Annotated in this window: 20 protein-coding genes; 6 read left to right on the plus strand and 14 right to left on the minus strand. The window is 35.3% G+C overall.

Annotated features, from left to right (window positions below; genetic code table 11):
• Positions 1 to 15: 15 nt before the first annotated feature.
• The 8 genes from CXF59_RS15320 to CXF59_RS07600 form a co-directional block, all read right to left on the minus strand.
• Positions 16 to 219 (minus strand): hypothetical protein, encoded by a 204-nt coding sequence (locus CXF59_RS15320; protein ID WP_232758738.1) that lies wholly within the window; start codon positions 217 to 219, stop codon positions 16 to 18.
• 62 nt (positions 220 to 281) lie between these two features.
• Positions 282 to 629 carry an FMN-binding negative transcriptional regulator gene (locus CXF59_RS15325; RefSeq protein WP_232758740.1) on the minus strand — a complete coding sequence of 116 codons (348 nt, stop codon included), beginning with the start codon at positions 627 to 629 and terminating at the stop codon, positions 282 to 284.
• 204 nt (positions 630 to 833) lie between these two features.
• Complete coding sequence (gene murB, locus CXF59_RS07575) at positions 834 to 1,847, minus strand: UDP-N-acetylmuramate dehydrogenase (protein WP_101137209.1); 1,014 nt, start codon at positions 1,845 to 1,847, stop codon at positions 834 to 836.
• A 47-nt stretch (positions 1,848 to 1,894) separates the two neighbouring features.
• Positions 1,895 to 3,742: an asparagine synthase (glutamine-hydrolyzing) gene (gene asnB, locus CXF59_RS07580; protein WP_101137210.1), complete on the minus strand. Its 1,848-nt coding sequence runs from the start codon at positions 3,740 to 3,742 to the stop codon at positions 1,895 to 1,897.
• 2 nt (positions 3,743 to 3,744) lie between these two features.
• Complete coding sequence (locus tag CXF59_RS07585; RefSeq protein WP_101137211.1) at positions 3,745 to 4,812, minus strand: glycosyltransferase; 1,068 nt, start codon at positions 4,810 to 4,812, stop codon at positions 3,745 to 3,747.
• Positions 4,813 to 4,821: 9 nt separating this feature from the next.
• The gene (locus CXF59_RS07590) at positions 4,822 to 5,499 is read right to left on the minus strand and encodes a DUF2461 domain-containing protein (RefSeq protein ID WP_101137212.1); all 678 of its coding nucleotides are present in this window, start codon (positions 5,497 to 5,499) and stop codon (positions 4,822 to 4,824) included.
• 310 nt (positions 5,500 to 5,809) lie between these two features.
• A complete protein-coding gene (locus tag CXF59_RS07595; RefSeq protein ID WP_232758742.1) occupies positions 5,810 to 6,124 on the minus strand; it encodes a rhodanese-like domain-containing protein in 315 nt (104 codons plus the stop codon).
• 163 nt (positions 6,125 to 6,287) lie between these two features.
• On the minus strand, positions 6,288 to 7,367 hold the full coding sequence (locus CXF59_RS07600; protein WP_101137214.1) for a DNA replication/repair protein RecF: 1,080 nt from the start codon (positions 7,365 to 7,367) through the stop codon (positions 6,288 to 6,290).
• A gap of 244 nt (positions 7,368 to 7,611) precedes the next feature.
• Here CXF59_RS07600 and CXF59_RS07605 point away from each other — a divergent pair, with 244 nt between their 5' ends.
• The 6 genes from CXF59_RS07605 (at position 7,612) to CXF59_RS07630 (ending at position 13,870) form a co-directional block, all read left to right on the plus strand.
• The gene (locus CXF59_RS07605; RefSeq protein ID WP_101137215.1) at positions 7,612 to 8,385 is read left to right on the plus strand and encodes a tetratricopeptide repeat protein; all 774 of its coding nucleotides are present in this window, start codon (positions 7,612 to 7,614) and stop codon (positions 8,383 to 8,385) included.
• Positions 8,386 to 8,488: 103 nt separating this feature from the next.
• Positions 8,489 to 9,064 carry a 6,7-dimethyl-8-ribityllumazine synthase gene (gene ribH, locus CXF59_RS07610; RefSeq protein ID WP_101137216.1) on the plus strand — a complete coding sequence of 192 codons (576 nt, stop codon included), beginning with the start codon at positions 8,489 to 8,491 and terminating at the stop codon, positions 9,062 to 9,064.
• Positions 9,065 to 9,225: 161 nt separating this feature from the next.
• Entirely contained in the window at positions 9,226 to 11,082 is a 1,857-nt protein-coding gene (gene mutL, locus CXF59_RS07615) for a DNA mismatch repair endonuclease MutL (RefSeq protein WP_101137217.1), read from the plus strand.
• Positions 11,079 to 11,825, plus strand: coding sequence for a rhomboid family intramembrane serine protease (locus CXF59_RS07620; RefSeq protein WP_101137218.1), 747 nt, complete (start codon positions 11,079 to 11,081; stop codon positions 11,823 to 11,825). The genes mutL and CXF59_RS07620 overlap by 4 nt, the downstream gene beginning before the upstream one ends.
• 51 nt (positions 11,826 to 11,876) lie before the next feature.
• Positions 11,877 to 12,740: a rhomboid family intramembrane serine protease gene (locus CXF59_RS07625; protein WP_101137219.1), complete on the plus strand. Its 864-nt coding sequence runs from the start codon at positions 11,877 to 11,879 to the stop codon at positions 12,738 to 12,740.
• An 83-nt stretch (positions 12,741 to 12,823) separates the two neighbouring features.
• Complete coding sequence (locus CXF59_RS07630; protein WP_101137220.1) at positions 12,824 to 13,870, plus strand: endonuclease/exonuclease/phosphatase family protein; 1,047 nt, start codon at positions 12,824 to 12,826, stop codon at positions 13,868 to 13,870.
• A 14-nt stretch (positions 13,871 to 13,884) separates the two neighbouring features.
• Here CXF59_RS07630 and CXF59_RS07635 read toward each other — a convergent pair whose 3' ends face one another.
• The 6 genes from CXF59_RS07635 to CXF59_RS07660 form a co-directional block, all read right to left on the minus strand.
• Positions 13,885 to 14,511: a WbqC family protein gene (locus CXF59_RS07635; RefSeq protein ID WP_101137221.1), complete on the minus strand. Its 627-nt coding sequence runs from the start codon at positions 14,509 to 14,511 to the stop codon at positions 13,885 to 13,887.
• A 61-nt stretch (positions 14,512 to 14,572) separates the two neighbouring features.
• Entirely contained in the window at positions 14,573 to 16,147 is a 1,575-nt protein-coding gene (gene lepB / locus CXF59_RS07640) for a signal peptidase I (protein ID WP_101137222.1), read from the minus strand.
• 64 nt (positions 16,148 to 16,211) lie between these two features.
• Positions 16,212 to 16,913, minus strand: coding sequence for a 4-hydroxy-tetrahydrodipicolinate reductase (gene dapB, locus CXF59_RS07645; protein WP_101137223.1), 702 nt, complete (start codon positions 16,911 to 16,913; stop codon positions 16,212 to 16,214).
• Between the two features lie 58 nt (positions 16,914 to 16,971).
• Positions 16,972 to 17,532 (minus strand): DUF5683 domain-containing protein, encoded by a 561-nt coding sequence (locus CXF59_RS07650; RefSeq protein WP_232758753.1) that lies wholly within the window; start codon positions 17,530 to 17,532, stop codon positions 16,972 to 16,974.
• On the minus strand, positions 17,532 to 18,434 hold the full coding sequence (locus CXF59_RS07655) for a ParB/RepB/Spo0J family partition protein (protein WP_101137225.1): 903 nt from the start codon (positions 18,432 to 18,434) through the stop codon (positions 17,532 to 17,534). Before CXF59_RS07655 ends, CXF59_RS07650 begins: the two co-directional genes overlap by 1 nt.
• Before the next feature lie 4 nt (positions 18,435 to 18,438).
• Complete coding sequence (locus tag CXF59_RS07660; protein ID WP_101137226.1) at positions 18,439 to 19,206, minus strand: ParA family protein; 768 nt, start codon at positions 19,204 to 19,206, stop codon at positions 18,439 to 18,441.
• Positions 19,207 to 19,447: the final 241 nt, after the last annotated feature.

A 19,447-nucleotide genomic window follows, 5' to 3' on the forward strand; every position in this document is an offset into this window, starting at 1 on the left:
TGAATTTTTAAAAAATTACTGAGGGCATTTTTTCATCTCACTTGCGAGTGTAACGGATTTATTCCCTCCTCTTTTTTCTAATTCTGCAATGATATCTTTGTCTTTAAAGTCATCTCGATTTTGAGATGTTTTTTTTGTGGCTTGAACTTCGGTAATTTCAATTTCAAAAGCTACAATTCCACGAGTTTGGATCATGGTTTTTTGGGATAGATCTTCCACTCGAATGGGGTTTTTAGATTTTCCCTCATACTTATCTAATGACTACTTTAGAGACGCTATAACTACGTCCCTTTCGATAATTTTAATTTATCTATACACGTTAGTTTAATATAATTGCAGGTAGGTACATTTTCATGATCGCACCAAGAGGAAGAAATATAGGAATGAGGACCAAAAAAAACAGCCAATATTTGATCGTTCTCGGAGAAATCCTTCCATTGTGGGTTTTCTCTTGAAAGAGGTCCCTTTAAAATAAGGGTTCCTTCATTGTTAGTGTTCAATTCTAGTGGGATGTGGGTTGCCGTTAACTTGCCTTCCATTTGATTAATAAGTAGACCAAAACTATTTGCATACAAAAATGCATGAATGTCTTCTTGTTTTTCGCTTTCGTAAATATCAGGGATGAACATTTGATTTTTAAATTAACCTTTTTATACCAAACGAATTTATGTTTTAGTCCTCCGGATAGCTATCGGAGCGTTCTGGTATAATGCCCATATAATATGAATATAGTACAATGTAACTATATTTAAAAGATAATCGGTATTGGAATTTGGTCACTAAATCGCATTCCTCAGTATTGGAATTTGAAATGTTGGCATTGAAACTTTAGTTTAGATTACATTAACTTCAGCTTCAATGTGGATGCCAAATATTTTAAAAATCGTTTCTTGAATATTTTTTGAAACATTCAGAATTTCTTGTCCTGTTGCATTTCCATAGTTCACTAAAACCAAAGCTTGTTTTTTATGGATGCCCGCGTCTCCAAAGCGCTTTCCTTTAAAACCAGCCTCCTCTATCAGCCATCCTGCAGGTACTTTTACTTCGGTTTCGGATACATCATAATATTTCATTTCAGGAAACTGATGATGTATTTTTTCGAAATCAGTTTTTAAAAGTATTGGGTTTTTAAAAAAACTACCGCTGTTTCCCAGCTCTTTTGGGTCCGGTAATTTACTTTGTCGAATGGTAATAACGGCATTACTTACGTCCTTCAAACTAGGATTTGTAATGTTGTTTTTCGCTAATTCGTTCGTGATGTCTCCGTAGGAAGTATTGATATTGTGGTTTCGTTTTGTTAGTTTGAATACCACTGACGTAATTATGTATTGGTCTTTTACTTCGTTTTTGAAAATGCTTTCCCGGTATCCGAAGTGGCATTCTTGTTTTGTGAATGTTTTTAATTCTTGATTTATAGTGGTTAAAGCTTCGCAGGAAATAAAAGTATCTTTAATTTCGGTTCCGTATGCCCCGATATTTTGTACGGGAGTAGTTCCAACATTACCTGGGATAAGGGACATATTTTCCAGTCCGCCAAAGTCCTGGTCGATAGTCCAAAGTACGAATTCGTGCCAGTTTTCACCGGCTTGGCTTTCGACCCAAACATAATCTTCATTTTCAGCAGTAATTCTTTTTCCTTTCAGATCAATGTGAATTACTAAAGCGTCAACGTCTTTAGTTAAGAGCATGTTGCTACCACCACCAAGGATAAATTTATTCTCTGATTTGTTTTCTTCTAGAACGGTTTTCAATTCGGCGATACTGTGCACAGCTGCAAATTGTTTTGCTTTGGCTTCAATGCCAAAAGTATTATATTTTTTGAGAGAAAAATTAGTTTTTATTTCCATGAAAGAAAGTGCTTTTTATGAATAGTTCGCGGATTCAAAAGTAAGGATTAAAATTTATTTGCATAGCTTTTCATCCAGATATGCATCATAAATAATGGCATAATATAAGGAACCATTCTACTATCTCCTTTTTCTAAATTCTGAATAAGTTGCTTGATGTTTATATTTTCAAAATAGGGCATTTGAAAGAGGTCGCTTTTTGAAAAAGACTCTAATTCATCTTTGAAAGCGGGACTTTTTGTTAAATAATCTCCCCATGGAGCACTTAGTCCAACTTTTTTAAATTTTAGAATTTCTTTGGGCAGTCGGTCTTCCATAGCAGTTTTCAGTATAAATTTCCCTTTTTTTCCTGTAAACATCCATTTGTCATCCAGAGAGCCTAAGCCAATTATTAGTCTCTGGTCTAAAAAAGGTTCGCGGCATTCTATTGAAGCCCCCATTGTGACCCGGTCATTTCTGGACAAAAGTGAGCGTAAATATGTTTGTTGATCAAAATATAGCGCTTGTCTTCTTAAATTATGCGGATACAAAGATTTTGCTTCTGTATATATTTTCTTTCTATATTCATTTTTGGGAGCAGAGTTAATTCCAAGGGTTTTTGAAATATCGCCCGGATAAATATTGGAACCATTATAGAATACTAAATCAGATTTTTTACTGATATGCGAATATCGAATGAGCTTTTCATACCGTGGATTTTTTTCAAAAAGATCCAAATTCCCTATTGTTGAAATCGATTTTAATAAGGCAGGGAATTGCAATGTTTTATATCGAACATAGCCACCCATCAATTCATCTGCGCCTTCGCCAGAAATCAATACTTTTACCAATGGTTTTGCTATTTTAGAAATAGCCAATAGGTGAGGCTCGCTTAAGTGCATTATCGGTTCATCTTGAAGATAGGTTGACTGAATCAGATTGTCATAAAGGTCCATGTCTTCTAATTGCATGGTATGAAAATCGTATCCGAATTTTTCAGCCATCATTTTTGCCAAATGGGACTCATTATGCTTTTGGTCTTTAAAACCAATATTGAAGGTTTGTATATTTTTGTAGTTTTGATGGTTCAAAGAAGCAAGTACTGATGAGGAGTCGAGTCCTCCACTCAATAATACACCAACCGGTACGTCACTAACCATTCTTAATCTGACCGAATCGTCAAAAGTCTCCCTAAACCATTCTATTGGGTTTTTAATTTTGTGTTGGTTTTGAATTTCCTTTTTTAAATTCCACCATTTTTCAACAGTGATTTTTCCTCCTTCATGCATGGTCATACTATGTCCGGGTAGGACTTTATTAACATTGTGAAATAAAGTATTTTGGCCTGCTACAAATCTGTTGAAAATATACTCTTCTATTCCGTCCTGGGCAATTTTAAGGGGGACTCCCGCAGTAAATAATGCTTTTTGTTCAGATGCGAAATAAAATGTTTCGTTATAGAAAGAATAATATAATGGTTTTACGCCCATTCGATCACGAACTACAGCAAGTTTTTTTTCTAGTTTATCCCAAATAGCAAATGCAAACATTCCGTTTAGACGAGAAAGCATTTTTAAACCATAGAGCTCATATAGTTTTATTAAAACTTCCGTGTCAGAACTTGTTTTTATGTTAAATCCGCTACTTTTTAATTCTGGGTAAAAGTCCTTGAAGTTGTAAATTTCTCCATTGTACACCATTACATATCTTCCGTTATCTGAAAGAAAGGGTTGATGTCCGGCAGCTGAAACATCAAGAATTGAAAGTCTTCGATGGCCTAAACCAATATTATTTTCAATAAATAAGCCAGCATCGTCAGGACCGCGATGTTCTAGTGAATCGCGCATCTTGGTCAGAATACGACTGTCCACTTTTTTTTGAGACTGCAAATGCAGGACTCCATTAATTCCGCACATAGCTAGTTAGTTTTGATACTGTTAATTAATTCGTGGTATTTGTTGGCAATTATTTTCATGTTGATTTTGTAATCGGCATTATCCTCGATAAATTGTCGGTTATTCAAAATAGATTCCTTTCTATAGGTACTGTTCTCTAAAGCCCATAGTAGTTCTTCAGCAAGCATTTTAGGATCATCTACGGTGATTAATTGTCCATTATTGCGATGGGTAATCCAACTTTGGTTTCCGGCTATGTTAGAAACAATAGGATAACAGTTGCAGGCCATCGCTTCAAATAATGATGCCGATACGCCTTCAGTTGTTGGCATACTGATATAAAAGTTAGACTGTTTTAATAACGTAGGTAATTCTGTATTTTGAATTCTTCCAGTGAAAAAAACCTTCTTTTCAATATTTAATTTTTTCGCTAAGTATTTCAAGTTAGGAAGTTGTTTTCCATCACCAATGATAGTAAGGGTGAAGTCAACGCCTTTTTTATTTAAAAGGCCAAATGATTTTAAAATGACATCATGACGGTATTCAGGCAATAAAGAACGGGTGACAATCGCACATACTTTTTCAGGATTTGCGGTATTCTTGTTGTCAAATTTCACTAAGTCAATCCCTTTTGGTAGCACCAAAACTTTGTTCATGTCCACGTCGGCTTCCCCCATAGAGATCGTCATTACTGGTCCCCAAGCATGAATCAGGGTTGCTTTTTTGAAGGCGTAATTTTGAATTATTTTTTTGAACGGTAGTAAAATAGAATTTTCGGGCCATAAATCAGTTATGCCCTGTTGTGCAATAGCTACCGGTTTTACACCAGATAGAGCGGCAAGAAAACCATAGCTTGTCGTTCTTTCGGCAATGACCATATCAGGTTGGTACCGCTTTATAATTTTCTTAATTTTAAACAACGCAAATGCGAACTCCAAAATTCGTAGGGTTCTATTGAAAAAAGTATCGCTTGGTGTTTTTAATTCCCAACTTATTATTTCAAAATCGCCAAATTCTTTTAGCCCATTCGTCCAAGTTAGGACGTCAGCTCTGTAAGATTCACCGAGAAAAAGTATTTTTCTTTTTTTCATCGAAATAAATTAAAATTCGTCAGAGTTAAGTGCTCGGTTGATAAATTCATTCAAAGGTTTTAAAAGGATGAGTTTTTTACTCATTTTTGGAACAAAATCTCTTTGCAGGATTTCTGAAATATCAAATTTTACACTAGCTTCAAAACTTTTTAGTTTTAATAGTTCAATTGCGGGGTGCTCTTTGTCATATCCTCGGGGCGGGTTTTTAAGGGTGCTTTTTTCATTTCGATCAAAATCCCCAAATTCTTTTTTGAAGTCTTTTTCATTTAGAATTACTTCTAAATCATTATGAAAAAAGGCGATTTCTTTGCGGACTTTTTTCAAATCATCTGCTAAGGGTCCATATAATCCGCCAGCGATAAAACTGGCTCCTTTTTCGATGTGAATATAATAGCCGGCGCGACTTTGTCCTTTTGTCCCTGATGAAAGCCAAACCCCTATATGTGATTTGTAGGGTGATTTATCTTTGGAAAACCTAATGTCCCGATTGATCCTGAAAGTACAGTTTTTTACTTCAAGCAGTTCTAGTGTGGGATCCAAAGGTTTCATGATATCAAGAAAGTCAGCAACCAATTGATGGTAGTCCTTTTTGAAAAGCTCGTATCTTTTTTTATGGTCTAAAAACCAATCCCGATTGTTGTTCGCTTGTAAATCTTCTAGGAATTGCAGTGAATTTTTTGAAAGCATGTTTTGGCTATTGTAATTATTTTCTTAAATCTACATCATTTATGAAACCGGTATATTTCCATTTTAGTTCTATGTTTTAGTGTAATAGAAGAGTAGGAACTTCGTCAATTTTCATTTCTGACAGTAAGGTGTTGTTTTTATTGGTATTGGCACGAATAAGAACAACAATTTTAGTTAATTAGGCTTGCGTTTGTGTCAGGTGAAAATTCATTTTTTTTAACAAAAGGTACGCCATTCTTCGTTGAAATCAATTAATACTTTTATCTGTATTTAGTAATTCAATATATTCCTGGCTGCTCATAAGAATAATTTATTCCGTTGGTTTATTAAGACCTGCGGCGCTCCATTTCATAAAGCCACCTTTCAATTCATAGATATTTTTGAAACCTAACTCCTGAAGCTTTTCGGTTGCTTTTTTGCTTCGACGACCACTTTTGCAATAAACAAAAACGGGTTTTGTCTTGTCAAATTTTTCTGCGTCAGCAACAAAACGGTCTCCAAGCCAATTTACATTTGCAGCATTGTCAATGTGTCCTTGTGTAAATTCCTCAGGAGTACGTACATCAAGGATTTGTGGGTTTTTGGTTGTATTCATTGTTTCAGCAAAATCTTTTGCTTCAATCATTTTTATGTTTTCTGCGGCTTGACCGTTACATGATAGTATAACGAAGGAAACTAGTAAGAAGAATATGGAACGAAAATGCATTAGAATTTGATTTAAAAATTGATTAAGCTAAAATAAGTAATTTATCAGGATAGGAGGGTTTTATATCATAAAATAAACACCGCTATAAGTTAAATATTTTATAGGATTGGTGGGTCGACTTTACAATTGCTTCGGTACGTTCTGGGTGTGTGTCTGAAATAAAAAGTTGTCCAAAAGTGTCGCTATTGACCATCTCTATTATTTTTGCCACACGACTTTCATCTAGCTTATCGAATATGTCATCAAACAGTAAAATGGGTTTTACACCGCTTTGTTTTTTTAGAAATTCAAATTGCGCCAGCTTTAAAGCAATCAGGAAAGACTTTTGTTGTCCCTGGGAACCAAATTTTTTAATGGGGTGGCTGTCGATTTCAAATGACAGGTCGTCTTTGTGTGTCCCGACACTGGTGTAATGTAACGCTCTGTCTTTGTTTATGTTTTCTTGTAATAAGGTCAGTAAATTATTTTCGAATAAATTACTTTCATAAACCAATTGAACCGTTTCTTGCGATCCAGTTATGGCATGGTGATGGCTGTTAAAAATAGGAATGAATTGGGATATGAATTCTTTTCTTTTTTCGAAAATGTGTTTTCCGTAACCATCAAGTTGTTCATTATATATGGAAAGGGTGTCGTTTTCAAAAACGCGGTTCAAAGCAAAATATTTCAGTAAAGCATTGCGTTGATTCAGTACTTTTTGGTACTGAATCAGGTGTTGTAAATATTGAGAATCCAGCTGAGAGATGACGCTATCCATAAATTTCCTTCTGGTTTCACTGCCTTCTACAATCAAATCCCTGTCTGCTGGCGATATGATGACCAAGGGAATAAAGCCGACATGGTCGGAAAATTTGTCGTAAGCTTTGCCGTTGCGTTTTAATACTTTTTTTTGACCTTTCTTCAAACTGCAGACCACCTGTTCATTCCTTTCATTTTTTATAAACTCGGCGTCAATGACAAAAAATTCTTCGCCGTGTTTGATATTTTGAACTGCCAAGGGATTGAAATAACTTTTCCCGTAGGATAAATGATAGATCGCATCAAGAACATTTGTTTTTCCGATACCGTTTTTACCTACAAAACAAATTATTTTTCCGTCAAACTCGAAATTTGCTTCTGAAAAATTCTTGTAATTGAATAGTGAAATCTTTTTTAAATACATCTTTAAGGCTTGCTGGTATTGAGGAGGTTGTTATTACGGAAAGGCTTTTTAAAAGTGGGTGCAAATTATTGAAAATTATTGATATAAAGAGCTTTTGAGTGTTTTCTATGCTAAATATTTTATCATGGCGTAGAGTGAGAGACGTCTAAATAAAATATTTTTTGTATTTCAATATAAAATTCTATTTTTTTTGCGTCTGTTTGAATAAAAATTTTATTTTTGCGGTTCACTAAATTAAATTTAAATGGCTACTTACAGTAAAAGAGGATATAAAACACCAAAAGAAAGAGCAGAAAAAGATACAGTTGAAGGCGTAAACATCGATGAAAAAGACAGCACAACTGCTGGTGTTTTTACAACTTTGGACGAAACTGCTTCAAAAACCGAAGCTTTTGTTGCTAAAAATCAGAATTACATCATTGGTTTTGTAGGAGCTGTTGCTTTAGTAACTATTGCTTATTTAGCGTATCAAAAATTTATTGCTGAGCCAAAACAATTGGAAGCTGCAGACGAAATGTTTGTTGCACAACAAAACTTTCAACAAGCTACAGATGGTGTTGCAAGCGATTCACTATATAAATTATCTTTAAACGGTTCCGAAGGTAAATTTGGATTTATTAAAATTGCAGAGGAGTACTCAGGTACTGATGCTGGAAATTTAGCTAATTATTATGCTGGAATGGCATATCTGAACACAGGTAAGTATACCGAAGCAATTGATTATTTAAGCGAATTTAAGTCGGAAGATATTGTTTTAAGTGGTTTGGCAAAAGGGGCAATTGGAGATGCATATGCAGAGAACAATCAACCAGATGAGGCTTTGAAAAATTATGTTAAAGCTGCTGAAACAAATAAAAATGATTTCACTACGCCACGTTTCTTGTTAAAGGCAGGGAAAACAGCTTTGGCTTTAGGTAAAAAAGAAGATGCATTAAAATATTTCACTGATATTAAGGACAATTATGACGCGTCTCCAGAGGCTGCCTCAGTTGATGTCTTGATCGGTTTAGCTCAATAGTACAAAAGGTTTTAAGTTTCTTGTTTAAGACTAGAGTTTTTTGATTTCAAAATTCTATCTTTAGCTTGTAAAGTCGAAAAATCAATTATAAAAACTATATCAAATGGCAACCGTAAATAAAAACTTATCCGTTTATGATAAAAACAGTGTTCCGAAAGCAAAAAATTTCCGCTTTGGGGTAGTTGTTGCTGAATGGAACGAAGCTATAACTGAAGGGTTATATAATGGGGCAGAAGAAGCATTTTTGGAAAACAAGGTTCCCGCTGAACATATTATACGTTGGAATGTTCCTGGAAGTTTCGAGCTTGTCTATGGATGTAAAAAAATGCTGCAAACTCAAAACGTAGATGCTGTAATAGCTATAGGTTGTGTGATTCAAGGCGAAACCAAACATTTTGATTTTGTTTGTGAGGGTGTTGCTCAAGGTATAAAAGATTTGAATGTTCAAACCGATATTCCTGTTATTTTTTGTGTTCTTACAGATAATACCATGCAACAATCAATCGATCGTAGCGGAGGCATTCACGGCAATAAAGGGACAGAAGCTGCAATAGCGGCTATTAAAATGGCTTTTATTCGTCAACAGGCTTCATTGACACATCAAAAAGGAAATCAAAATTTATTGCCTACCGGCCCTTTGAGAATAGATAAAGGAACACCTTTAGAACTAACGGAGTAAAACACTAAATAATTATTATAAGACCTATACTGTTTAGTTAATAGTATAGGTTTTTTTGTTTTATTTATGACTGAGTATGTCATAAAACCCAACATAAATTCATTAAATTTGTGCACTTTGGTTTTTAAAAAAAAACGTAAATTTTAAATAAATATTTTTTAATGACGAGTATCATTCAATTGCTTCCTGATCATGTTGCCAACCAAATTGCTGCTGGAGAAGTTGTACAAAGACCCGCTTCAGTTGTTAAAGAATTACTTGAAAATGCGGTTGATGCAAAGGCAAGTGATATTAAATTGATTATAAAAGATGCAGGAAAAGCACTAGTTCAGGTTATTGATAATGGTCTGGGAATGGGTGTTACCGATGCGCGATTGTGTTTTGAGCGCCATGCGACATCAAAAATACGTCAGGCTGAGGATTTGTTTTCTTTGAACACTAAAGGGTTTCGTGGTGAGGCATTAGCTTCAATTGCTGCGATCGCACATGTGGAGATGAAAACCAAACCAGACCAGGAGGAGTTAGGTACTCAAATTGTTGTCGAAGGCAGTAAGTTTGTTTCCCAAGATGTGGCTGTGCTGCCGAAAGGGACTTCATTTGCGGTCAAAAATCTGTTTTTCAATATTCCTGCACGCCGTAATTTTTTAAAGTCGGATACGGTTGAATACCGTCATATTATTGATGAGTTTCAACGTGTCGCTTTGGCACACCCAAATATCTATTTTACTTTTTTTCATAACGGAAGTGAGATGTTCAATTTACCTCCTTCAACCATAAGGCAGCGAATTGTTAATGTTTTTTCTGGCAAAACCAATGAAAAGTTGGTTCCAGTTCAAGAGGAGACTGAAATCGTGACCATTCAAGGTTTTGTCAGTAAGCCTGAATTTGCCAAAAAAAACCGAGGAGAACAGTTTTTCTTTGTCAATGATAGATTCATTAAAAGCGGTTATTTGCATCATGCGATAATGGCTGCCTATGATGGTCTTTTGAGAGATGGAGCGCAACCTAGTTATTTTTTATATTTAACGGTGCCGCCTAATACGATTGATATCAATATACACCCTACTAAAACGGAGATTAAGTTTGATGATGAGCATGCATTGTATGCGATTTTAAGAGCTTCTATTAAGCACAGTCTAGGTCAGTTTAATGTGGCTCCAGTCTTGGATTTCGATAGAGATTCTAATTTGGATACGCCCTACCATTACAAGGACTTAGAGGGTGCTACACCTACGATTCAGGTGGATGGCAGTTTCAATCCTTTTTCGGATGATAAAGTAAACAAGCATTATTCGGGGTCGGGGTACAAAAAACCTGAGACGACAGCAAGTTGGGAAAGTCTGTATGTGGGATTAAAACAAGAAGGGGAGTTTATTTCTGGTAGTACTGATTTTTCATTTGAAAGTGAAGAAGTTACAGGTTCCTTGTTTAATGAGGAAGAAGTGGAACAAACTGTTAATAATGCCTATCAAATTCATAAAAAATACATCGTTTCTCCCATCAAATCAGGGATGGTTATTGTGGATCAGCAGCGGGCACATCAAAGAGTGTTGTACGAGCAGTTTTTGACTAATATGACTGTTCAGCAGGCATCAAGTCAGCAATTGTTATTTCCTTTAGATTTGTTTTTTTCGGCTACCGAAATGGAACTTATCCAAGATTTAAAACTTTCATTGGTGAATACCGGTTTTGTTTTTGAAGAGACCAGTGGTGATCATGTTGTCATTTCCGGGATTCCAGTAAATGTAACTGAAAGCGAGGTTTCTTTGGTTTTAGAACAATTACTAAGTGATTTGCACGACGGTATTCCTGACAGTAGTTTTAGTCAAAACGATACGATCGCAAAATCCATGGCCAAAAGCTTAGCTGTAAAAACGGGGACGACTTTAACGATAAAAGAACAAGAGAATTTGGTGAACGGTCTTTTTGCCTGTAAAGACCCCAATGTTTCCCCTTTTCAAAAACCAACTTTCATCACGATGCGTGTGGAAGACTTAGACAAAAAATTTGCACTATGAGAAATGTAACCGAAACGGTAAAACAATTAATTATAATTAATGTTCTTTTTTTTATTGGAACTTTAATCGTCGGAGATCCTGCTTACAAAATGTTAGCTATGTTTTTTCCCGAAAATAGTGGCTTTCAATTATGGCAGCCTATCTCTCATATGTTTATGCACGGTGGATATATGCATATCTTCTTCAATATGTTCGCTTTGTATTCCTTTGGGTCTGCTTTGGAAAGTTTTTGGGGAAGTAAAAAGTTTTTATTCTTCTATATTTCTTGTGGTTTAGGCGCGGCATTGCTTCATACAGGAATCAATTACTACTATTTTAATGATGCTATAAATACGCTGGTCGCTAATGGTTTTCCTAAAGTTGAGATTCTTCAGATTTTAAATGAAGGAAAAATAAATACACAGTGGAAAGAACTGTTGACCGCTTCGGAATATCAAAATTTTATTAGTGCCTATATGGGAACTGTTGTAGGAGCTTCTGGCGCCATTTATGGCGTGATTGTCGCCTTTGCATTTATGTTCCCCAATGCTGAGTTGGCTTTGATGTTTATTCCTGTGCCTATAAAAGCAAAATATTTCGTACCCGGTTTAGTTTTAGTAGATTTGTATTTAGGAGTTTCCGGACAATCTATTTTCGGTGGGGGTGGTATCGCACATTTTGCTCATGTGGGAGGTGCTTTATTTGGCTTTCTGATTATGTGGTATTGGAAGAAGAATCAGTTTAATGATAACAGATGGGACTAAATAGTTTCTTCTCGTAAGGAGATTATTTTATAAAAACGCTAAATACAAAGAATGAATATTTTAGATGACTTAAAAATGCAGTATAAGTTAGGCGGTGTAGCCCATAGATTGATCTATTGGAATGTTGCCTGCTTTCTCGTTTCATTGGTCTTTTTCTATGATTTTACGGTGGGATCATTTTATTTTCCCAATTGGGTCGCTTTGTCAACAGAACCTACTGGTTTTGGATTAAAACCATGGACATTCGTAACGTATTCGTTTTTTCATGATGGTTTTTGGCATTTGCTTTTTAATATGATGGTCTTGAATTTTGCCAGTTCTCTGTTTTTGACATTTTTCACACAAAAACAACTATTGGGCTTGTATATTTTCAGTGCTATTTTTGCTGGGTTTTCGTTCGTGACGGGCTATTATATTTTAAATTTAAGCGCTTCTATTGTTGGTGCATCTGCTGCGATTATGGGAGTTTTAGTTGCTGTTACGACTTATCAGCCCTTAATGAATGTTCGTTTGTTGTTGATAGGGAATATTAAATTATGGCACATTACAGCGGTGATTTTAATATTGGATTTAATGCAATTTCGTTTAGATAACACAGGCGGACATATCTCTCACATAGCGGGAGCCTTTTTTGGTTTTCTTTTTATTCAATTATTGCAAAAGGGAATTGATTTGAGTGAAATAGTAACGGGGGTAATTACTTTCTTTACTGATTTATTTAAAAAATCACCATCGACACCATTCAAAAAAGTTCATAAGAACTATGCAAAACCTGTAGAAAAAAGGGGGGGCAAAATTATTACAAAAGACAAAACTCAACAGCAAATTGATGAAATCTTGGATAAAATTAGTCAATCGGGATATGATAGTCTGACAAAGGAAGAAAAAGAATTTTTGTTTAAAACCGGAAAATAATAATTTCACTGCACATTGCGGAAATATAGTAAGGAGATACGCATTAGTAGCGTAAGGTCATAATTAACTGAAAGAGTAAAAAAATGAAAAACCTTTCCTGGTTCAATAAAGCAATGTATAGTTTAAACGTTGTCCTTATTATTGTCACTTTTATCGCTTATATTTTGCCTTTTCTGGCTCCAAAAATATTTCCTATTTTATCTGTTTTGACCCTTTTCATGCCGGTTTTTTTTATACTTAATGGCTTGTTTTTTGTGTATTGGGGGTTTCAATTTAAAAAGCGCATGATTTTATCGGGTTTGGTGCTTTTAATGGGGATTACATTTATTAATAAATTTTATAAGTTTTCTGCAAAAGAATATCCACCAGATGAGAAGAATTTTACCGTCATGAGTTATAATGTCCGCTTGTTTAATCTGTTTAAGTGGTTAGATAAGGCAGATGTACCAGGGGATATTCTGGAGTTTATTAACGACAAAAACCCTGACATTTTATGTATCCAGGAGTTTTCTTCTTCCGCTGTCATTGACCTGAAAGTGTACCGCTATAAATACATTTTAATGCAGGGGAACAAAATAAAAACGGGACAAGCTATCTTTTCTAAATTTCCCATAATAAATCAAGGAGATATTATATTTCCCAATTCTAATAACAATGTTATTTATGCTGACATAAAAAAAGGAAAAGATATCATCAGGGTTTATAATATGCATTTACAGTCCATTAAAATTTCGCCCGATGTCAACGAAATTTCTGAAAATATTGATGTCATTAATAAGGATAAGTCGCAAATGTTACTCATCAGAATCAGTAAGGCTTTTAAGCAACAACAACAGCAAGCAGAGATATTCAAAAAGCATGAAAAGCAATGTGAGTACCCTATCATCATATGTGGTGATATGAATAACAGTGCGTTCTCCTATGTTTACAGAAATATAAAAGGAACACTAAAAGATAGTTTTGAAGAAGCAGGGACTGGGTTTGGAGCAACTTATAAATTCAAGTATTATCCCACCAGAATCGATTATATTTTTGCTGATGAAAAAATGACCGTTAAAATGTTCGAAAGTTTTCCTGAATTCGAAAATTCCGATCATTATCCCATTATGGCACAGATGTCATTAGAATAATAGAATAGGGGCTTTTATCTGTTGATCAATTTTTGGTCTTTCAGATAATCTAAAGTAAATTTTCCTTCATTGAAAAGTAAGTCAAGAACGCTTAGGTTGTTGATGAATCCATGTTTATCATCAAATACTTGAGTGTATTTTTCAAAAGAGGAAGGGTCTTTTTTTCCATCTGCGAGATACCTGCAGTCTAAAATTAGACCAGAATCAACTTTTGGTAAATATTCTGTAGTGTTGGTGAAGTCAAACTTCACACGTAGACATTTAGAGATAAGTTCTAAAGTCTCCAAGTTTAAATCCAATAAAAACTTGTGCTTTTTCTCAAAGAAAGGATGAATGTCGTCTTCAAAAAACTCAAAAAACGGTGAGCCTCTATACGCTGTCTCCAGTGATTTGTAGTGTTGTTTCTGCCAATCAAAATCAGTGTCAACCTCAATATCTTTGGTTCGTTGATGGTTGGCTTTGGAGTGCTTGACAGGAATGTTCAGTAGCTGAATTCCATTAGGGCTGTAGATATAGGTGCGGTTGCGGTTTGTTTGTTTTTGGAAATTATCCTCGACTTCAAATTTAATACCATCTGCTTGCGACATAGCAACAAAATGGCTTATTGATGGGAAGTAGGTAGGATGGAGGAGTGCATTCATAATTTTGATTTTTATTTCAGGTTTAAAGTTTTGTACACAACTTTAAACCTGAAATTTTAAACTAGATATTTTTTTTATCTTTTCTTTTTTTCCAAAAATACTCACCAACAAAAAATACCGCTAATGCAATTAAAAAATATTGAAAGTAGGACTGTGGTTGTCCTTCACCGCTAACGGTAGTGAAAACTCTATCCCATCGTATTTTATTGAATCCTTTTCCATTAGTGTCCCAGCTCAGCCAGATGAAAACTGGTTTTCCTACAATGTGATTTTCTGGTACAAATCCCCAGTAACGGCTGTCTTCAGAATTGTGACGGTTGTCACCCATCATCCAATAGTAATTTTGTTTGAATGTATAATCTTTAACTACTTCGCCGTTTAATCTGATTTCGTTTCCGGTGACTTTAAGATCATTTTTTTCTCCGGTATCATTTAACTCATAGTCAGTGATGATTCTTTGATAAAACGGTAAAGTTTCCGTTGTAAGTGCCACTGTTTTTCCTTGTTGTGGAATATAGATTGGACCGAAATTATCGCGGTTCCATTCGTTAATTTGGGGGAAAATCCCTTGTTCTGCGCCTTTTGTAATTTCTTGAATCACAGCAGTTATACCTGGGACATTTCGCAGTCTTGCAGCTCCTTTAGCGGTTAGTGCTCTGAACAATAAAGTGTCTTTTAAGTTGCTTTTGTAACCAATGCGGTCAGTTACGTCCATGTCTCTTAATAGATATTCAAAATCAATAGGTGTTTTACCGTCTAATACCACTGCGTAGGAAAACTGAGGTTTTGCTCTTTCTGGTAATTGCAGTACTTTTCCATCAATATAAACAATTCCGTCTTTTATAGATAAATTGTCGCCGGGAACTCCTACACATCTTTTTACATAGTTCGATTTTTTGTCGATTGGTTTTATTACACCTGGTCTTCCTTTTGCTTCGAAAAAGAAATGTACTGTGTCTACAGGCCAATTGAAAACGATAATGTCAGTCCGTTTTATGTCTTCTATACCAGGTAATCTTAAGTACGGTATTTGCGGCCATTTTAGGTAAGATTTCGTTTTAACGAAAGGTATCGAGTCATGAACCATTGGTAATGCGACAGCAGTCGTCGGAACTCTGGCACCATAGTTGAGTTTACTGACAAACAAAAAATCGCCAACTAGTAATGATTTTTCTAAGGAGGATGTGGGGATAGTGTAAGGCTGCACGAAATAAGTATGCACTAGAGTTGCTACAATAATGGCAAATAATAAGGAACTTACGGTATCAGCAGTTTTATTTTGAGGGTGGATACTTCTGTCAACAACGTAATCTAATTTTTGAGTATAATTGACGTAAGAGATATAAAGACCAAAGGTAATTATCCCTAAAAAAGTATCTAAGCTAGATTTTTTTCCAAAACTCCTCAATGTTTCTATCCAGATGACAGGAAACATAATGAGGTTTATAATCGGAATAAAAAGTAGCAAAGTCCACCAAGTAGGGCGGCCGATGATTTTCATTAATACAATAGCATTGTAAATTGGAATTCCTGCCTCCCAACGTTTTCTACCGGCAGCTTCATATAATTTCCAAGTTCCTAAAAAGTGTACTATTTGTACAAATAGGAAAAACACAAACCATTGATATATCGACATAGCTTAATTTTTTAGTTTTATAGTAGGGGAATTTTAGCAACTAATTCCCGAAAGTTTATTTGATTTATTTTAATTCTAAGACATCTTTCATTGTGAAAACTCCATGTTGACCAACGATCCATTCGGCTGCAATTACGGCGCCAAGAGCGAACCCTTCCCGATTGTGTGCGGTATGTTTGATCTCGATGCTATCAACAGCTGAATTGTAAGTTACCGTGTGTGTTCCAGGAACAGTTCCAATTCTTTTTGCTTCAATATGAATTTGATTTTTTGTTGGTGTATCCAAAGTCCAATTCGTGTAATTGCTATTCTCAATTACTCCCTTGGCCAGGGAAATGGCAGTGCCACTGGGAGCATCCAGTTTTTGAGTATGGTGAATTTCCTCCATTTCAATACTGTAATTATCCAGTTTAGCCATCATCTTAGCTAGGTATTCATTAATTTCAAAGAAGATATTAACTCCTAAACTAAAGTTTGAACTGGATATGAAAGCGCCATTTTTTGCTATGCAAAGCGCTACCATCTCATCATAGTGTTCCAGCCAACCCGTTGTTCCCGAAATTACAGGCACATTAGCAAGAAAACAATTCGAAATATTAGGCACTGCTGCAGTAGGTACGCTGAAATCTATGGCAACATCAGCAGTTGAAAGTCCCTCGTAAGAGTTGTTTTCGTCTTTTTTCAAAACAATTTCATGACCTCTTTGTTGTGCAATTCTTTCGATTACCTGACCCATTTTTCCGTATCCTAAAAGCGCAATTTTCATTTGGTGTTTATTTATAAATTAAAAAGTCAGATGCTAAACGAGTATTCTCATTTAAGATCTAAAAAATATAATTAAAGGTTAGACCTACATTTGTCTTTAATGTTACATTATTCGGATAAAGTACAGGTCGTACTGACAAGTTTTCGTCAACGTTAAACTGCAGAAGCGCAGCATCTACGTTAGCGTCAATTATATTTAAGGCATAAAAGGCCACAACAAATAAAGCCGATAAATCGCGATTTCGTTGATAGAATTTCTGTCCGGCAATTAATCGTGAGTTATCAAGGTAGGTGTAATCGTCATCACTATATCCTTCGAGCCTACGTTTATATGCATCCCTATATTCTTGGTATTTTTTATTGTTGTCTAAGTAGAAATAAAGACTGGTCCCAATAGCACCATATACAATAGGGATTTTCCAATACTTTTTATTATATGCCTGCCCTAAGCCTGGTAAAATGGCAGAGTAGAAAGCCGCTTTTGCAGGGGTGAGCGGATCTATTTCGTTTGTCTTTACCGTGTCTTTAGCTACCAGAACAGCTTCTGTTTTTACTTGACCAAAAAGACTTGTGTGTCCTATGATAAAAAAGAACATTCCTATGTAAAGAATTTTATTCACTATCCTTTTATTAGTTCCATGATTCTATTGAAGTCTTCCTCTGATTGAAATGGAATTGTGATCTTCCCTTTTCCGTTTCCGGCTACTTTTACATCTACTTTGCTTCCAAAATAATTAGTAAAGACCTTTTTCTGGGTTTCTTCAATTTCAAATGCTGAGGATGATTTTGCTTTGGTTACAGGTTTTGGTTTTAGACTTTCTTGATAGTTTTTTACCAAGGCTTCCGTATCACGAACAGAAAGGTTTTGACTCACTATCTTTTGGTAAATATCTGTTTGAATGTCTAAATCTTCTATGTTAATGATGGCACGACCATGGCCCATGCTGATAAAACCATCACGGATTCCTGTTTGGATGATTGGATCCAGTTTTAAAAGACGCAAGTAATTGGCAATAGTAGAGCGTTTTTTACCTACTCGCTCACTCATCTGTTCCTGAGTCAATTGAATTTCATCAATCAATCTTTGGTAGGAAAGCGCAATTTCTATGGGATCTAAATCATGACGCTGGATGTTTTCGACCAGAGCCATAGTCAAAGATTCATTGTCATTTGCAATACGTATGTATGCTGGAACGGTTGTTAGCCCTATTATAGTAGAAGCACGTAAACGGCGCTCCCCTGAAATCAACTGGTATTTATTGAAATCTAATTTTCTAACGGTAATCGGTTGTATTACTCCTAATTCTTTTATGGAAGTGGCAAGTTCTTTTAATGATTCTTCATTAAAATTACTTCTGGGCTGAAACGGGTTGATCTCTATAGCATCTATCTCAAGCTCAATAATATTACCAACAACTTTGTCAGCATTTTTATCGTTTACGGATTTAATATCGTTTTCCGGGTCTTTTAATAATGCAGATAATCCTCTTCCTAGCGCTTGTTTTTTTATTGCTTTTGCCATAAAACTATTTGCTGTTTTTCTTTATAACTTCCTGAGCTAAATGTAAATAATTTGCTGCCCCTTTACTAGTTGCATCATAGTTGATGATGCTTTCACCAAAACTAGGCGCTTCACTCAACTTTACATTTCTTTGAATAATAGTATCAAAAACCATATCATTAAAATGCTTTTGTACCTCTTCAACAACTTGATTCGATAATCGCAGTCGGGAGTCAAACATGGTTAATAATAATCCTTCAATATCTAAATCTGGATTGTGAATCTTTTGAATGCTTTTAATCGTATTCAGTAGTTTACCCAAACCCTCCAACGCGAAATACTCACATTGAATAGGGATTATTACTGAATCAGCTGCTGTCAGTGCATTCAAAGTAAGCAGTCCAAGTGAAGGAGCGCAATCAATAATAATAAAATCATAGTCGTCTTTTACACTCTGTAATGCTGTCTTGAGCATGTACTCCCTGTTTTCCTTGTCGACCAATTCGATTTCGATGGCAACAAGGTCAATATGTGATGGAATTACATCGACATTTGGTGCTGAGCATTTTATGATTGCCTCTCTAGGGGTGTTGCTATGTTCCAAGATTTGGTAGGTTCCAATTTCAACATTGTCCACGTCGATTCCTAATCCTGAACTCGCATTAGCTTGTGGATCAGCGTCTATAAGTAAGACTTTCTTTTCTAGAACACCTAACGAAGCGGCAAGGTTTACAGATGTTGTAGTCTTTCCAACTCCTCCTTTTTGATTAGCAATTGCAATGATTTTGCCCATTTACTTTATAAATTTTGAACCGTAAAAATACAATTTATTATGGTTTCTAAAAATCTATTTTGTTAACATTTGTTAAACCCTGATTAGGTTGGTATTGCTGTTTTTTTATGGTGGATGCCGTATTTTACTCTGAGTAATTTTTAGATTACCGGTATAGCTTTGTTTCTGTTTGCATTTCATAGCTGAAATACCGAAGTTTCAGCTGTTTTATAAGTTCGTTTTTGGGTGTGCTTTGTTCGTT

Origin of the sequence: Flavobacterium sp. ALD4 (assembly GCF_002836475.1) — a bacterium.
Classification (GTDB): Bacteria; Bacteroidota; Bacteroidia; order Flavobacteriales; family Flavobacteriaceae; genus Flavobacterium.

Excerpts from the sequence above, each read along its gene's own strand:
- CXF59_RS15325 (WP_232758740.1), bottom strand. The coding sequence starts at position 629 with ATGTTCATCCCTGATATTTACGAAAGCGAAAAACAAGAAGACATTCAT.
- murB (WP_101137209.1), bottom strand. The coding sequence starts at position 1,847 with ATGGAAATAAAAACTAATTTTTCTCTCAAAAAATATAATACTTTTGGC.
- asnB (WP_101137210.1), bottom strand. The coding sequence starts at position 3,742 with ATGTGCGGAATTAATGGAGTCCTGCATTTGCAGTCTCAAAAAAAAGTG.
- CXF59_RS07585 (WP_101137211.1), bottom strand. The coding sequence starts at position 4,812 with ATGAAAAAAAGAAAAATACTTTTTCTCGGTGAATCTTACAGAGCTGAC.
- CXF59_RS07590 (WP_101137212.1), bottom strand. The coding sequence starts at position 5,499 with ATGCTTTCAAAAAATTCACTGCAATTCCTAGAAGATTTACAAGCGAAC.
- CXF59_RS07595 (WP_232758742.1), bottom strand. The coding sequence starts at position 6,124 with ATGATTGAAGCAAAAGATTTTGCTGAAACAATGAATACAACCAAAAAC.
- CXF59_RS07600 (WP_101137214.1), bottom strand. The coding sequence starts at position 7,367 with ATGTATTTAAAAAAGATTTCACTATTCAATTACAAGAATTTTTCAGAA.
- CXF59_RS07605 (WP_101137215.1), top strand. The coding sequence starts at position 7,612 with ATGGCTACTTACAGTAAAAGAGGATATAAAACACCAAAAGAAAGAGCA.
- ribH (WP_101137216.1), top strand. The coding sequence starts at position 8,489 with ATGGCAACCGTAAATAAAAACTTATCCGTTTATGATAAAAACAGTGTT.
- mutL (WP_101137217.1), top strand. The coding sequence starts at position 9,226 with ATGACGAGTATCATTCAATTGCTTCCTGATCATGTTGCCAACCAAATT.
- CXF59_RS07620 (WP_101137218.1), top strand. The coding sequence starts at position 11,079 with ATGAGAAATGTAACCGAAACGGTAAAACAATTAATTATAATTAATGTT.
- CXF59_RS07625 (WP_101137219.1), top strand. The coding sequence starts at position 11,877 with ATGAATATTTTAGATGACTTAAAAATGCAGTATAAGTTAGGCGGTGTA.
- CXF59_RS07630 (WP_101137220.1), top strand. The coding sequence starts at position 12,824 with ATGAAAAACCTTTCCTGGTTCAATAAAGCAATGTATAGTTTAAACGTT.
- CXF59_RS07635 (WP_101137221.1), bottom strand. The coding sequence starts at position 14,511 with ATGAATGCACTCCTCCATCCTACCTACTTCCCATCAATAAGCCATTTT.
- lepB (WP_101137222.1), bottom strand. The coding sequence starts at position 16,147 with ATGTCGATATATCAATGGTTTGTGTTTTTCCTATTTGTACAAATAGTA.
- dapB (WP_101137223.1), bottom strand. The coding sequence starts at position 16,913 with ATGAAAATTGCGCTTTTAGGATACGGAAAAATGGGTCAGGTAATCGAA.
- CXF59_RS07655 (WP_101137225.1), bottom strand. The coding sequence starts at position 18,434 with ATGGCAAAAGCAATAAAAAAACAAGCGCTAGGAAGAGGATTATCTGCA.
- CXF59_RS07660 (WP_101137226.1), bottom strand. The coding sequence starts at position 19,206 with ATGGGCAAAATCATTGCAATTGCTAATCAAAAAGGAGGAGTTGGAAAG.